12 protein-coding genes and 2 tRNA genes are annotated in these 14526 nt (G+C 63.9%); 7 read left to right on the top strand and 7 right to left on the bottom strand.

Features of this window, described 5'->3' with window-relative positions:
- The first annotated feature begins 19 nt into the window (after positions 1–19).
- The 3 genes from glp to A985_RS0105960 all read left to right on the top strand — a co-directional run bounded on the left by glp (position 20) and on the right by A985_RS0105960 (position 2222).
- The gene (gene glp, locus A985_RS0105970; protein ID WP_017232488.1) at positions 20–1303 is read left to right on the top strand and encodes a gephyrin-like molybdotransferase Glp; all 1284 of its coding nucleotides are present in this window, start codon (positions 20–22) and stop codon (positions 1301–1303) included.
- Positions 1304–1406: 103 nt separating this feature from the next.
- Positions 1407–1691: a hypothetical protein gene (locus A985_RS0105965; protein WP_017232487.1), complete on the top strand. Its 285-nt coding sequence runs from the start codon at positions 1407–1409 to the stop codon at positions 1689–1691.
- A 24-nt stretch (positions 1692–1715) separates the two neighbouring features.
- Positions 1716–2222 carry a GNAT family N-acetyltransferase gene (locus A985_RS0105960; RefSeq protein ID WP_017232486.1) on the top strand — a complete coding sequence of 169 codons (507 nt, stop codon included), beginning with the start codon at positions 1716–1718 and terminating at the stop codon, positions 2220–2222.
- Positions 2223–2342: 120 nt separating this feature from the next.
- On the opposite strand, the gene rmuC is transcribed toward A985_RS0105960, so the two are convergent.
- The 5 genes from rmuC to pncB all read right to left on the bottom strand — a co-directional run bounded on the left by rmuC (position 2343) and on the right by pncB (position 8627).
- Positions 2343–3797 (bottom strand): DNA recombination protein RmuC, encoded by a 1455-nt coding sequence (rmuC, locus tag A985_RS0105955; RefSeq protein ID WP_017232485.1) that lies wholly within the window; start codon positions 3795–3797, stop codon positions 2343–2345.
- Between the two features lie 87 nt (positions 3798–3884).
- Positions 3885–4877 (bottom strand): D-glycerate dehydrogenase, encoded by a 993-nt coding sequence (locus A985_RS0105950; RefSeq protein ID WP_026131692.1) that lies wholly within the window; start codon positions 4875–4877, stop codon positions 3885–3887.
- Positions 4878–4915: 38 nt separating this feature from the next.
- Positions 4916–6334, bottom strand: coding sequence for a sodium:proton antiporter (locus A985_RS0105945; protein WP_026131691.1), 1419 nt, complete (start codon positions 6332–6334; stop codon positions 4916–4918).
- A 246-nt stretch (positions 6335–6580) separates the two neighbouring features.
- Entirely contained in the window at positions 6581–7243 is a 663-nt protein-coding gene (locus tag A985_RS0105940; protein WP_017232482.1) for a lactate utilization protein C, read from the bottom strand.
- 190 nt (positions 7244–7433) lie between these two features.
- Positions 7434–8627 carry a nicotinate phosphoribosyltransferase gene (gene pncB / locus A985_RS0105935; protein WP_017232481.1) on the bottom strand — a complete coding sequence of 398 codons (1194 nt, stop codon included), beginning with the start codon at positions 8625–8627 and terminating at the stop codon, positions 7434–7436.
- Between the two features lie 262 nt (positions 8628–8889).
- On the opposite strand from pncB, the gene fdxA reads away from it, so the two are divergent.
- The 3 genes from fdxA to A985_RS0105920 all read left to right on the top strand — a co-directional run bounded on the left by fdxA (position 8890) and on the right by A985_RS0105920 (position 9554).
- Positions 8890–9213 (top strand): ferredoxin FdxA, encoded by a 324-nt coding sequence (gene fdxA / locus A985_RS0105930; RefSeq protein WP_017232480.1) that lies wholly within the window; start codon positions 8890–8892, stop codon positions 9211–9213.
- Between the two features lie 103 nt (positions 9214–9316).
- A tRNA-Asn gene (locus A985_RS0105925) sits at positions 9317–9392 on the top strand.
- Positions 9393–9478: 86 nt separating this feature from the next.
- Positions 9479–9554, top strand: a tRNA-Asn gene (locus A985_RS0105920).
- A 148-nt stretch (positions 9555–9702) separates the two neighbouring features.
- Here A985_RS0105920 and oxlT read toward each other — a convergent pair.
- On the bottom strand, positions 9703–11028 hold the full coding sequence (gene oxlT, locus A985_RS0105915; protein ID WP_017232479.1) for an oxalate/formate MFS antiporter: 1326 nt from the start codon (positions 11026–11028) through the stop codon (positions 9703–9705).
- A gap of 994 nt (positions 11029–12022) precedes the next feature.
- Positions 12023–12829, bottom strand: coding sequence for a FadR/GntR family transcriptional regulator (locus tag A985_RS0105910; RefSeq protein ID WP_017232478.1), 807 nt, complete (start codon positions 12827–12829; stop codon positions 12023–12025).
- A gap of 368 nt (positions 12830–13197) precedes the next feature.
- Here A985_RS0105910 and A985_RS24425 point away from each other — a divergent pair.
- Positions 13198–14526 (top strand): FAD-linked oxidase C-terminal domain-containing protein (locus A985_RS24425; protein WP_232424536.1); only part of this gene is annotated, 1329 nt, incomplete at its 3' end.

The following is a 14526-nucleotide window of genomic DNA, read 5'->3' as shown; positions in this document are numbered from 1 at the left end:
CGGATGACGACGCCACACCATGACTACACTTGACGAAGCCCTGGCCGGCTTGCCGGACTACGACCCCAACCATATGACGGTCGAATCGGCGCGCGCCATCATTGCGCGCACCGCGCGTCCGGTGTCCGCCATCGAGCAGGTCGCCGTGCGCAGCGCGCTGGGCCGTGTGCTGGGTCGCGACGTCACGTCGCCGCTCGACGTTCCCGCTTTCGAGAATGCCGCCATGGACGGCTATGCCTTCGCCGGCAGCGTACTGGCCGCCGGGGGCGACGTGCGCCTGCGCGTGGCCGGCCGCTCGTTCGCTGGCCATCCGTTCGACGGCGTGGCCGCGCCCGGCGAATGCGTGCGCATCATGACCGGCGCCTTGCTGCCCGCCGGCTGCGACACCGTCGTCCCCCAGGAACAGGTGCGGCGCGAAGGCGATACCGACATCGTCACCTTTGCGGCCAACGCCGTCACGCCCGGACGCCACGTGCGTCACGTTGGCGAGGATCTGGCCGCCGGCCACACGGCGCTGCATGCGGGCAAGCGGATTCGCCCGGCCGCGCTCGGCCTGCTCGCCTCACTGGGGATTGGCGAAGTGCCGGTGCGCCGCCGCATTCGCGTCGCGTTCTTCTCGACGGGCGACGAACTCCGCTCGGTGGGCGAACCACTCGCGCCGGGCAATCTCTACGACAGCAACCGCTACACGCTGTTCGGCATGCTGCAACGTCTGGGTGCCGAGGTGCTCGACCTGGGCGTCGTGCGCGACGACCCGCAAGCGATCGAGGACACCCTGCGCACCGCTTGCCGCGACGCCGACGCCGTCATCACGTCGGGGGGCGTCTCCGTTGGCGAGGCCGATTTCACCCGTGAGATGATGACGCGCCTGGGCAATGTCGTCTTCTGGAAGATGGCGATGCGCCCGGGCCGACCGTTCGCCTTCGGCGAACTCGAGACCGACGGCCATCGCGCGCTGCTCTTCGGCTTGCCGGGCAACCCGGCCGCCGTGATGGCGTCGTTCTACCACCTGGTTCGAGACGGGCTGTTCGCGCTGATGGGCGCCGAACCGCAAGTTACGCCTAACCTGCCGGTGCCGACGACCACGGCCATTGCCAAGCGTCCCGGCCGGACCGAATTCCTGCGCGGCATTCTCGCCGCCGACGCGCAAGGCCGCTGGCAGGTGACGGTGGCCGATGCACAAAGCGCCGGCATTCTGCGCACGATGAGCGAAGCGAACTGCTTCGTCACGCTGGACACCGCTCGCGGCGATGTCGCGGCGGGCGAATTGGTCGACGTCATCGCGTTCGACGGATTGGTTTAGCGCGAGTCTCTCGAATCCCCCCTAAAGCGAAGCAGCGAAATTGCGATATATTGCCGGCGTCGGCGCTTCGACGATGTCAGCACCCAACCGAAAGCACACGTCAATGACAACAAAAAAGCAAATCACGTATATCAGTCCTGGCCAGACGGCCAAAGCGCTGGTGCTGGTCTATCTCACTTTCAGTATTCCGATGGTGCTTCTGGCCTTCCTCGCAGCGTTCTACCGCTACGGCGAACTCCCGGGTCTCGCCTTCATTTCCGCTCTGGTCCTGAATGCCATCGTCGGTTTTGTGCTGCTCTGGGTCGCCTGCCATGCCTACAACTGGGTGGCGGAGCGCTTCGGCGGCATCGAAGTTGCCCTGAGCGACATCCCCGACGAAGAGTGCTGACCTTCACACGGATTTCCCTGCCCCATGTCCTTGACCCTGTGTACCGCCAAGGCCGACGACGTCGGCGCGATTTACGGCCTGATGCGAGAACTGGCCGTCTATGAAAAGTTGTTGGATATTTTCGAAGCAACGCCGCAGAGCGTGCACGAGGCACTGTTCGGGCCCGCGCCGGCAGCTGAATGCCTGATGGCGAAGTGGGATGGCGAGGCGGTCGGCTACGCGCTGTACTTCCACAACTTCTCGACGTTCCTCGGACGGCGCGGCCTGTACCTTGAAGACGTCTACGTACAGCCGTCGATGCGCGGCAAGGGCGTAGGACAGGCGCTCATGCGTCAATTGGCCGGCATCGCCGTCGAACGAGGTTGCGGACGCTTCGAGTGGACCGTGCTCGACTGGAATCAGCCGGCGATCGACTTCTACACCTCGCAAGGCGCGACGGTGCTGCCCGACTGGCGCGTGGTGCGCATGACAGGCGAAGCACTCGAGCGGTTCGCCAATCGCGGCGAACCCCCAGCGCCCCGAGCGTTCTGAGCACGCCACGGATTGGGAAATTCGGGAACGCTGCGAACGTCATCCATGCCGGGACTGTCAGGCGCGTCTTGAACGTCCCGCGTCCGCAGGCGCCTCCGCGCGACTCGCCCTACCGGGCGCTCACGTCTCGTCGTCGGCCTCCATCTCCACACCGAGCAGTTCGACCGCCTGTTCACCGGGCAAGGCTTCCACGGACTTGAGCTGACGCGCCATCGCGCGCGTGCGCACCTCGGCCCTGTCGATCGAACGGGTCACCGTCTCCAGTTGCGCCTTGGTCTTCGCGAGCACATCACCGAACTTGGTGAACTCCGTTTTCACCGCGCCGAGCACCTGCCAGACCTCACTGGAACGGCGTTCGATCGCGAGCGTGCGGAAGCCCATCTGCAGGCTGTTGAGCAGCGCGGTCAACGTTGTCGGGCCCGCCACGGTCACGCGATAGTCGCGCTGCAACAGATCCGAGAGTCCCGGACGCCGCAGCACTTCGGCGTAAAGCCCTTCCGTCGGCAGGAACAACAGCGCGAAGTCGGTCGTGTGCGGCGGTGCGAGATACTTGTCCGCGATGGACTTCGCTTCCAGGCGGATGCGTGTCTCCAGCGCCTTCGATGCCTCTTCCACTGCCGCCAAATCGGCACGCTCCTGCGCGTCGAGCAGGCGCTCGTAATCCTCACGCGGGAATTTGGCGTCGATCGGCAGCCAGACCGGCGTGTTGCTGTCGCCGTTCTGTCCCGGCAGCGCAATCGCGAACTCCACCCGCTCGGCACTGCCCGGCTTGGTCGCAACGTTCTTGGCGAACTGGTCGGGCGTCAGCAGTTGCTCAAGCAACGCCTGTAATTGCACTTCCCCCCAGATGCCTCGCGTCTTCACATTGGTCAGCACGCGCTTGAGATCGCCCACGCCGGCGGCGAGCGTCTGCATCTCGCCCAGGCCGCGATGCACCTGCTCCAGCCGGTCCGAGACCAGCTTGAACGACTCGCCGAGTCGCTGCTCGAGCGTGGCATGGAGCTTTTCGTCGACGGTGCGGCGCATTTCTTCGAGCTTCGCCGCGTTGTTGACCTCGATGTCCTTGAGCTTCTGTTCGAGTGTGGCACGCACTTCGGCCAGGCGCCGCTCGTTGCCCTCGGCCAATTGTGTGAGTTGTTCATGCTGCGCCTCACCGAAGCGGCGCAACGTCGACGCCTGCTCTTCGCGCATCTGCTGTCCGTTGAGCACCAGGCTCTGACGCACCGCGTCGAGCTGGGCAGCATTCGTTTCGGTAAGCTTCGCCAACTGTTGTGCAAACGCGTCGATCTGGTTGTTCTGCACCGTCGCCACGCTCGTCATCTGCGCGGCCAGCGTCTGCTGGAACTGCGCCATCTGCGCGCTTTGCTCGCCGCGTGCGGCACGCGCCGTTTCCGCGAACTCCTGGCGCAGGCCACGCTCGCTGCGATCGGCCGCCTGAAGCAAATCATCCCGGACATGGGCCAGCGCGTCGACGAGCGTCTCGCGCAACGTCGAATCGCCGCCGCGCTGCCAGACCTTCACCGCAATCGCGATCATCACCAACAAGTTCAGCGCTGCCAGCGCCACCCACCCCATCTCTACCATCGCGTTGCGACTCCCGTTGATGCCCTTCGATCCTGCTGCCGATGCCGGCCCATACCTGCCGATGCCTGCAGGGTGCCGCTACGATCGGCGCGCCGCCGGGTTCAGCAGGCACGGCGGCTTGCCCGCCGCCGCCCCGAATCCCAACGCCGCAATCAGATTGTCGGCCGCCAGACTTGCCATGCCGCGACGCGTCGCCACCGAGGCACTCGCGATATGCGGCGTCAGCACGACATTCGGCACCTTGAGCAAATCGGGATGCACCTTCGGCTCGCCCTCGAAGACGTCGAGGCCCGCAGCGGCAATCTGCCGGCCCGCAAGGGCGGCCGCGAGCGCCGCGTCATCGACAATGCCACCGCGCGCCAGATTGACCAGCGTTGCCGTCGGCTTCATGAGGGCCAACTCGGCGGTACCCACCGTGTGATGCGTTGCGGCCGAGTAAGGCAGCACGAGGATGACGTGATCCGCCGTGCGCAGCAGCGTGTCCTTGTCGACGAAGCTTGCCTGGCATGCCGCTTCCGTTGCCGCATCGAGACGCGACCGATTGTGGTACACAACACGCATGTTGAAGCCCATTGCGCGGCGCGCAATCGCCTGTCCGATACGGCCCATGCCTATGATGCCCAGCGTGCTGCCGTGCACGTCGGCGCCGAGAAACATATCGTAGGCCCACTTATCCCAATGTCCTTCGCGCAACCACCGCTCGGACTCGGTCACGCGACGGGCCGTCGCCATCAACAGCGCCCAGCCGAAGTCGGCCGTCGTCTCGTTGAGCACGTCGGGCGTGTTCGTCGCCATGACGCCAGCGGCGGTCATCGCCTCGATATCGAAGTTGTTGTAACCCACGGCCATATTGGCCACCACACGCAGCTGTGGCGCACCGGCGAGCACCGATGCGTCGATGCGCTCGCTCGCCGTGGTGATCGCGCCGGCCTTGTCGGCCAGACGTGCGCGCAATTCGTCGCTCGAATACACGGTATCGGCGTCGTTGCGCTCGACCTCGAAATACTGCGCCAGACGCTCGATCACGTCGGGAAAAATGGCTCGGGCTACCAGGATCTTCGGTTTCACCAGTTGTCTCGCAAAGGTTGACCGCGTCACACCATCGCGGCTCAGAAGAATATCAGGGTCGTCAATACGAACAGCGGCAGCAGAATCGCGCCCGACCACAGCATATAGCCAAAAAAGCTCGGCATGCGAATGCCGCGTTGCTCCGCGATGGCTTTCACCATGAAGTTCGGCGCGTTACCGATGTAGGTGTTAGCGCCCATGAACACCGCACCGGCCGAAATCGCCGCGAGCGTTGCCGCACCGGTGGTCATCAGCGTTGCGGCATCGCCACCAGCGGTATTGAAGAACACGAGATACGTCGGCGCATTGTCGAGGAACGACGAGAGCAGGCCCGTCGCCCAGAAATACATGACGTTGTCCGGCGCACCGCCCGGCCCCGTGACAAGACGAATGACCCAGCCAAGCGCGCCGGCTTCCCCCGCTCGCAGAATGGCAACCACCGGGATGATGGTCAGGAAGATACCGGCGAACAGCTTGGCGACCTCCTTCATCGGCGCCCAATTGAAGTCGTTACCCTCGCGCGCCGTGCGCGGCGTGATCGCCAGCGACATCAACGTCACCACGATCAGCCCGACGTCGCGCGCGAGGTTCTGCAACGCGACCGGTGTACCGAAGATGTCGAACTCGACGCCCGGCTTCCAGACCCCGCTCATCAGCACGAGCCCCACGGCAGCGGCAAGCAGCACGAAGTTGCGCTTGCCTTCGAGTCGCAGCGGCGCGGAATGCGGCGTCGGATCCATTGCCTCGATCAGAGGCTCGCTCTTCTGCCGGAAGTAGTAGCTATCGATCAGGAAGAACAGCACCAGCAGCACCGCGCAGATGAACAGCGTCTCAGGCCAGATGTGCGCGGTCGTCCAAAAGAAGTCGACCCCTTGCAGGAAGCCAAGGAACAGCGGCGGATCGCCCAGCGGCGTCAGCGAGCCTCCGGCGTTCGCCACAAGGAAGATAAAGAACACGACGACGTGCACGTTGTGTTTGCGGTTGTCGTTTGCGCGGATAAGCGGACGGATCAGCAGCATCGCCGCGCCCGTCGTGCCCATGATGCTGGCCAGCACGGTGCCCAGCGTCAGCAGCCCGGTGTTGAGCCACGGCCCGCCGCGCAGGTTGCCATGCACGCAGATGCCGCCGGCCGCGGTGAACAGCGCCGTAAGCAGAACGACAAACGGTATGTACTCCGCGACAACGGCATGCACAGCGCCATACCAGGCCGCGCCCACGCCGAACACCAATGCGAATGGCACCAGGAATGCCGCGCCCCAGAACGCCGCGATCTTGCCGAAATGGTGATGCCAGAACGCCGGCGCCAGCAGCGGCCCAATCGCGATCGAGAGCAGCAGTCCGGCAAACGGCACGCCCCACCAGGCGACGAGTTGTGCGCCGTCCGGCCCGGCAGCAAACGCCGCGGGGCTTGCCAATGCCAGCCCCGCCGCTCCCAATATGCGCCCTATCCCCTTATGCATTGTTCTTGGTTCCTATTGATTGATCGTCGACGATGTACGAGTCGCCCGCAAAGCAGGAGTGCCCGAAATGGCGCAACCTTGGGAAATATCTCAAACCAAGGTCCCGCACGGCCCGGCGGATCAAATACCGAAGCGGGCGGGCGATTCTCGAAAGCCTTCCCCCCATCGCGTATCGACATTCGCGCTGGTGCAAGGAGTCATTGGGTGTTGGCCCGCGGTCGCGGGCCGATGCGACGGCGTCGTGCCTCAGGCACCGTCGACGATGATGAGATGCACTCGGTAGGGACCGTGGGCGCCCAGCACCAGCGTCTGTTCGATGTCGGCCGTCCGCGACGGGCCCGCAATGAAGTTCGTGGCCCGAGAGAGTTGACCGCGCTCGCTACGCATGAGCGCGAAGCCGTCCTCGTGGCCGGCGACGATGCGCGACGCGGGCACAACCGCGATATGCGTTTCGGGCAACAGGGTGGCCGACGCAAATGTCTCGGGGCCCGACATCATCATCAACGCGCCGGTTTCAGCGATGGCGCAGAAGCAACCGGTGATGCCGACCAGATCGTCGCCCTGCGGCTTGCGGAATTCCACGCGACACCCCGCATTCGCCCAATCGAGTTCGCGCAAGGTCGGCCACGCCACCGCCTGGTCCGTGAGGCCGTTGGCCTGCAGATACGTCGCGGCCGCGGGCGGCACGTCGCTCATGCCCGGCACGCGCGCGATCGTCGTCGAGAGCGCCTGCGCCTTGTCGATGAACGTGGCGACGAGATCGTCCGACATGGCCGGACGCGGTCCCTGCGGATGCCGTGCCAGGTAGTCCTCTGCCGCCGCCTGCTCGTTCGCGCGCGCGGCATCGGGACGATGCTGAGCATTGCGGATGCGGGCAAAGATGCGATTGCGGGCGTCGGAGGTATCCATGGGCTGTCCTGTGAAGCCGACGTGCCGGTGTGCGGCCAACGTCGTCGCTTATCGTCTCTCGAAAGGCCACCGTTGCAAGTTCGGCGGGCGATGCGCAATTATAACGGCTGCCCTTGCGGGCGCGACGCGCGTTCGCGCACTATCGGAATGCTCTGGCGCGACGCTCGGACCAGGCGGCAGGCATCGAACGTCACACGCCGGCCGCTGACGCCGGCGCGATCTCGAATACCTGACGCAGATACGCCAGATAAGCATCGTCGTCGCACATATTCTTGCCCGGCGAGTCCGAGAGCTTCGCCACCGGCTGACCGTTGCAGCGCACCATCTTGATGACGATCTGCAACGGCTGATAGCCCAGATCGTTGGTGAGGTTCGTTCCCACGCCGAAGGCGAGCTTGCAACGGTCGCGGAACCGCTCGAAAAGCTGCAGGACCTTCGGAATATCGAGGCCGTCCGAGAAGATCATGGTTTTCGTATGCGCGTCGACGCGATTCTCTGCGTAGTGCGCCAGCAGGCGCTCACCCCAGACGAACGGATCGCCGGAATCATGACGGGCACCGTCGAACAGCTTGCAGAAATACATATCGAAGTCACGCAGAAAGGCGGACATACCGTAGACGTCGGACAGCGCGATGCCTAGGTCGCCGCGATACTCCTTCGCCCACGTCTCGAAGCCGAAGATCTGTGAGTCGCGCAGACGCGGCCCGAGCGCCTGACAGGCCTGAAGGTACTCATGGGCCATCGTGCCGAGCGGCGTGAGCCCGAGCTTGAGCGCGTAGTACACGTTGCTCGTGCCCGCGAACTGTTCGCCCAGTTCGTCGCGCAGCGTGAGAATCACTTCCTCGTGCCACTCCTTCGAGAAGCGGCGTCGCGTACCGTAATCGGCGATCTTGCAGTCGCGATAATCGACGCGGCCCGCCAGCATGCCGATCTTGTCCTTGAGCCGCTGACGGCCTTCGTCGTAGGCGGGCTTGCGCTGTGTGTTGCGGAAATACACTTCGTTGACGATGGCGAGCACCGGGATCTCGAAGAGGATCGTATGCAGCCACGGCCCGCGAATCGTGATGTCGATCTCGCCGTTGCCCTTTGGCGAGGGCTGCACCGTGATGTACTTCTCGTTCAGATGGAACAGGTCGAGAAAGTCGATGAAATCGCTCTTGATGAAGCGCATCGCACCGAGGTAACGAAGTTCGGACTCGGTAAAACGCAGCCCGCACAGCAGGCGGATCTCGTCGCGAATCTCGTCGACATACGGCGTGAGGTCCACACCTTCGGTGCGACACTTGAAGCGGTATTCGACTTGCGCTGCGGGAAAATGATGCAGCACCACTTGCATCATCGTGAACTTGTAGAGATCGGTATCGAGCAGCGACGTGATGATCATGACGACAGACTTCGCGAGGAACACGCAACAGAAAGCAGCGCACGCTGCCGATCGGCAAGACAGCCACGACGCGGCGCGCAGGAAGAGCAGACATCGTACCGCAAAGCGGTGGCACGCATGACGTCCGCGCCGGGCACCGGGTGACGCCGCGGCGTGCGCGCGAAGCGCTTCGGCTCTCGCACCTGCCGCCCCTGGCTGCGTTACAATAACGCCTTTAACGGCCGTTCGAAGCCGTTTCGCGCCCTACTCTGGAGTTGTTGGCATGACGCACGTTGTCACCGAAAGCTGCATCAAATGTAAATACACCGATTGCGTGGACGTCTGCCCCGTGGACTGCTTCCGCGAAGGCCCGAACTTCCTGTCCATCGATCCGGACGAGTGCATCGATTGCGCCGTCTGCGTGGCCGAGTGCCCGGTGAACGCCATTTATGCCGAAGAAGACGTGCCGGGCGACCAGCAAGCCTTCATCGCCTTGAACGTGGAACTGTCCCCGAACTGGCCGAGCATCACCAAGACCAAGCCGTCCCTGCCCGACGCGGATCAGTGGAAGGACGTCACCGAAAAGCTTCATTTGCTCGAGCGCTAAGCCTCGGGCGACTTGGGCGGACGTCGCGCGCCACGCGCAGAAAAATGCGCACCCGGTGTTGACAGTGTGCGAAGGCCGCCCCTATAATCTCTTTCTCTTTTGATCCCCGATAGCTCAGTTGGTAGAGCGCCGGACTGTTAATCCGTAGGTCCCTGGTTCGAGCCCAGGTCGGGGAGCCAAGCATTTCAAAGCGATGGCCTCGCGCACGCGAGGCTTTTGTTTTAGTCGATGCGCCGTGACAGCGGCGTGCGGCACCCAAGTTTGATCCTCGATAGCTCAGTTGGTAGAGCGCCGGACTGTTAATCCGTAGGTCCCTGGTTCGAGCCCAGGTCGAGGAGCCAAAACGCAGAAAGCCTCGCCGATCGGCGAGGCTTTTTTGTTTTCGGTGGCGCCCGCAGCATCGGTCGAACACCCCCTCCCGCCGAGCGCGCAAACAAAAACGGGGCACCGTCTCCGGCGCCCCGCTCTCTGACTTCCTGAACAACGTGCTTACTCGCTTGCGGGCGCCCCCATCGCGACCGGGCGATTCGCCGAGGTCTGCACCTCGTTGCTGTTCACGCTTTCAATCCAGCGTCGGCGCATCGGCGCGAGCACGAACTTCGCGCCCACGGCCGCGGCGATGCTGATGATCGCCGCCGCGATAAACACACGATCCCAGTGACCGCCGACGGCGAGCACCGAGGCCAGCGGCACCAGCAACGATGCCGTACCCTTGGCCGTGTACAGCGTACCCGCGTTCGACGCCGCGTTCTTGCTACCGAACGTGTCCGCACACAGCGCCGGGAAGATCGAGAAGATCTCGCCCCAGCACAGGAACGTCATCGCGGCGAAGAACACGAACATGTACGGGTTCTGACCGAAGTGCATCAAGCCCAGCATCGCCAGCCCTTCACCCAGGAAGATGATGAACATGGCGTTCTCACGTCCGATCTTGTCCGAGACGAAGCCGCACAGCGGGCGTGTAAAGCCATTGCACAGATTGTCGATCGACAGCGTCATCGTGAGCAGCGGCAGCGTCGCACCGAAGAGGGTCATCGGCATCGATGCAATACCGAAATCCTTCGCGATCGGGCCGATCTGCGCCGTCGCCATCAGACCGCCAGCGGCCACGGCGACGAAGCAAACATAGATCACCCAGAACACCGGCGTACGAATCATCTGCCCCGAGCTGTAGTCCACCTTCGTCGACAGAGTGCGGCGCGACACGGTCAGGCCCTTCGGCGCACGCGGCTTCACGAGCAACAACGCGAGGATGAAGATCGCCACGCCCTGCACGATGCCGAAGTTGAAGAACGCTGCCTCGTAACCCGATCCGCGGATCATATTGGCAATCGGAATCACCGTGATCGCGGCACCGGCGCCGAACCCGGCGGCGGTCAGACCGGCGGCCAGACCGCGCTTGTCCGGGAACCACTTCAGTGCGTTACCCACGCAGGTGCCATACACGCACCCAGCGCCAATACCCGCGATCACGGCCGCCGTGTACAGCACGGCGAGCGTTTCGGCGTACGAGTACATGATCCACGACAGGCCAACGCAAATCGCGCCACCCGCCACCACCGGCCGAGGCCCGAAGCGGTCAACCAGCCAGCCTTCGATCGGCACGAGCCAGGTTTCCACCACGATGAAGATCGAGAACGCCACCTGAATGGCCGCGACACCCCAGTGATGCTTCGCCTGCATCGGCTCGACGAACAACGTCCACGAATATTGCAGATTGGCCACCAGGCCCATACAGATGATGCCGATCACCAGTTGTGACCAGCGCCCTCCCAGAAAAGAGGTCTTCTCCTCCGGTTGTCCATTTGCTTGCATGACTTGCCTCCTGTTCCTGTCAGACGATTGACGCCGGCCCGCGCTTCGTTGTGCGGTACCCGCCGTCATCGCGTGCCGTCTCGCGCCCCAACGTGGGGGAATCGCGCATACGACACGCCTCCTGGCGCTACATGCGGCTCATGCGTGGCCGCTTGATCACGGAACGCTGCCTGGCGGCGCGCTCGCAGGGCTTGAGCCCCGGCTGACTGACTTTCGGAAGCGCCAAAGGACGCTTCCGGCCCCCACTTCGGCGCGGCGACGCAGGCTTTAGGCCCGCGCCGGCAAGTTGCCGGCTGCCGAAGGGTGACGGGTGAATCAATTCGAGTGGGAAACGGCCTGCGCTGTCAGCGGGTCGCGATGGATTCCCATGAGTCACATCGCAGGCCACGTCCCATCACTCAGGCGAGCGCGCCTCGCAGACGCGTGATCGCCGGATCGCCTGCCCACAACGGGCGGCAGGGAGATGAGGAAGACCGTAGCGCTGAACCACCAACTCAGACGCCAACGGCGGATACGACAGGGCAGCCGGTGCGGATAAACCGTCGCATGAATGCTGCCCGAAAGGAAATGCGTGCTTACCCAACGAATGTCTCCAGAAAATACGGCGTCAATTCAGCCCTTGCCCGAAGGAATTCACGAGTCTTATCGGGACCATTTTGACGCTCTTCATCTGATATACAAGATTCAATATATCGAATTAAGTATTTTTATGGTTCCAAAAGTAGTCCATGACCGGGGCACTGTCAACCCGAGAGCGCCCACATTCCGGTTGCCGTCGGCCCCGATTCGGACGCCTGGACGGCGTCGGGGTAAGCGCCCGATAACCGGCAAACGCACGGAAATCGGGGCCTTGCAGGACATTGCGCGCCGGAACGAGGCGTGACACCCCCTCAGGCGGTATCGCACCGCCGGGTGCAGGCTCAGGGAAAACGATGATGTTTTAGGGGGGGCCGCCAACCGTCGGCGAGGTGACTCGCCGGCAAGAAAAATTGCGTTAGACCGGCTCGACGTCGCCTGAGTGGTTGCGAATGAAGGTGAGATGTTCGCGCAGCGAACGTTGCGCAACGGTGGCGTCGTGCGACGCCACGGCGGTGAAGATGCGACGGTGCTGTTCGATCAGCTCGGCCAGATCCGCGCCATGGCCGACGATGGCGCGGTAGTTGTCGACCACCGAGCCGCGCAACAGCTCGAAGATCGCGTGCATCAGGTGCACCAGCACAAGGTTGTGCGTGGCTTCCGCCAGCGCCAGATGGAAATGCGCGTCGAGTTCGGGTACGCGGGTGAGCAACGACTGTCCCTTGGCCTCGCCCTCGCCGTCCAGACCATCGCGCCCTGCGGCATAGGCCGCTTCGAGCGCTTCCAGCGCTTGTGCGAGCCGCGCGATGTCCTCGGGCGTTGCCCGTGCGGCCGCCAGCTCGACCGCCTTGGCTTCGAGCACTTCGCGCATTTCCAGCACGTCGTCGACGGTCTTGCTGTGTCGCGACATCAATTGAGACAACGGTTCCGCGAGCAGCGGCTGGCTGGCATTGGCGACCAGATACCCGCCACCGGCGCGCCCCACGATCAGGCCACGCGACTCCAGTCGCAGTAGCGCTTCGCGAAGGGACGGGCGCGACACGCCCATCTGCTGCGCCAGATCGCGCTCGGACGGCAGCGCCGAGCCGGGGGCGAGCCGGCCTTCGACGACCATCGTCTCCAGTTGTTCGTACACCATGTCGGACAGACGCAGACGCGGCGGCGGCGTGACCGGCGCAAAACTCGCGGCGGTGCCCGAAGATTCGCTGGCAGGGAAGGAAGACATAGGCAAGGACGACTCGTTGGACGACATGTCGGCTTCGGTTCTCGACGGAAAAATCACAGACACGACGATACAGGATGACGCTTCGCTCAGGGCAGGCGCGCAGCCAGATGCCCGGCTTCGCTCAGGGATGCCCCTCATACCAAGGGTTTACCCTGTAGTCGAAATCGGATCATTCCCTTTACGATAGCATCATTCGACAACTGGTCGACCAGTCTACCAGTAGACCAACAATCCGCGAAACGTCGCCCCACGTTAACGATGGTCCGAGAGCCCGCCTGATGACATCGAATGCGTTGCCCCCGCCTCCCTCCGCGCCGCTGAGTCCGCCGCGCCCGGTCCCGTCGTCGTCAGCTTCGCCGCCGGTGCCCATGCGCGTCGACGACGAGCCGGTCTTCGAGACGATTGACGACACCACGCGCGCCGCCCGGCTGGCGGCACTGCGTGCCGCCGTGCCCGACGCTCAGTGGCTGACCGACCGCGAACAGATCACGCCGTACGAATGCGATGGCTTGGCGGCCTACCGCAAGCTCCCGCTTGCCGTGGTATTGCCTGCCGACGAGGATCAGGTTTGCCGCATCCTGCGGGCCTGCCACGCGCACAATGTGCCCGTCGTGCCGCGCGGCGCCGGCACGGGGCTGTCGGGCGGCGCCATGCCGATCACCGACGGCATCGTGCTGTCGCTCGCCCGATTCAAACGCATTATCGAAGTCGATCCCTACGCACGTACCGCCACCGTTCAGCCCGGTGTGCGCAACCTCGCCGTCTCCGAAGCGGCCGCGCCTTATGGGCTTTACTACGCACCGGATCCATCGTCGCAGATTGCCTGCACGATCGGCGGCAACGTCTCAGAGAACTCCGGCGGCGTGCATTGCCTGAAATACGGCCTGACGGTGCATAACGTCCTGCGTGTGCGCGCCGTAACGATGGACGGCGAGATCGTGGAATTCGGCTCGCACGCCCTCGACGCCCCGGGACTCGACCTGCTGTCCGTGTTCATCGGAAGCGAAGGAATGTTCTGCGTGGTCACGGAAATTACCGTGAAGCTCGTGCCGAAGCCGCAGGTGCAGCAAGTCATCATGGCCAGCTTCGATGATGTCGAGGCGGGCGGCAACGCCGTCGCCGCCATCATCGCGGCGGGCATCATCCCGGCCGGCCTGGAGATGATGGACAAGCCAGCCACCCAGGCAGTGGAGGCGTTCGTTCACGCAGGCTACGATCTGGACGCGGCCGCCATTCTGCTGTGCGAGTCGGACGGCACGCCCGAAGAAGTCGCGGAGGAAATCGCAAGGGTCTCGGCGGTGCTGCGGGCGTCGGGCGCCACGCGCATCCAGGTGTCCACATCGGAAGCCGAACGTCTGCGCTTCTGGTCCGGACGCAAGAACGCCTTCCCCGCCGCCGGACGACTCTCGCCGGACTATTACTGCATGGACGGCACGATCCCGCGCCGGACCATCGGCACGCTGCTCAAGCGCATCGAAGCGATGGAAGTGCAATACGGCCTGCGCTGTATCAACGTCTTTCACGCCGGCGACGGCAACATGCACCCGCTGATTCTGTTCAACGGCAACGATCTCGACGAGTGGCACCGCGCCGAAGCGTTCGGCAGCGACATTCTCGAAGCCTGTGTGGCGCTGGGGGGCACGGTGACCGGTGAGCATGGCGTGGGGATCGAGAAGATCAACGCGATGTGCGTGCAA

Source organism: Pandoraea sp. B-6, from assembly GCF_000282835.1.
Taxonomy (GTDB): Bacteria; Pseudomonadota; Gammaproteobacteria; order Burkholderiales; family Burkholderiaceae; genus Pandoraea; species Pandoraea cepalis.
The sequence above is the reverse complement of the archived record's forward strand: the minus strand, read 5'-3'. Positions and strand labels throughout refer to the sequence as shown.

What these genes read in the sequence shown, in the direction of transcription:
- A985_RS0105960 (WP_017232486.1), top strand. Translation starts at nt 1,716, where the DNA reads ATGTCCTTGACCCTGTGTACCGCCAAGGCCGACGACGTCGGCGCGATT.
- pncB (WP_017232481.1), bottom strand. Translation starts at nt 8,627, where the DNA reads ATGATCATCACGTCGCTGCTCGATACCGATCTCTACAAGTTCACGATG.
- A985_RS0105910 (WP_017232478.1), bottom strand. Translation starts at nt 12,829, where the DNA reads ATGTCTTCCTTCCCTGCCAGCGAATCTTCGGGCACCGCCGCGAGTTTT.
- glp (WP_017232488.1), top strand. Translation starts at nt 20, where the DNA reads ATGACTACACTTGACGAAGCCCTGGCCGGCTTGCCGGACTACGACCCC.
- A985_RS0105940 (WP_017232482.1), bottom strand. Translation starts at nt 7,243, where the DNA reads ATGGATACCTCCGACGCCCGCAATCGCATCTTTGCCCGCATCCGCAAT.
- oxlT (WP_017232479.1), bottom strand. Translation starts at nt 11,028, where the DNA reads ATGCAAGCAAATGGACAACCGGAGGAGAAGACCTCTTTTCTGGGAGGG.
- fdxA (WP_017232480.1), top strand. Translation starts at nt 8,890, where the DNA reads ATGACGCACGTTGTCACCGAAAGCTGCATCAAATGTAAATACACCGAT.
- rmuC (WP_017232485.1), bottom strand. Translation starts at nt 3,797, where the DNA reads ATGGGGTGGGTGGCGCTGGCAGCGCTGAACTTGTTGGTGATGATCGCG.
- A985_RS0105965 (WP_017232487.1), top strand. Translation starts at nt 1,407, where the DNA reads ATGACAACAAAAAAGCAAATCACGTATATCAGTCCTGGCCAGACGGCC.
- A985_RS0105945 (WP_026131691.1), bottom strand. Translation starts at nt 6,334, where the DNA reads ATGCATAAGGGGATAGGGCGCATATTGGGAGCGGCGGGGCTGGCATTG.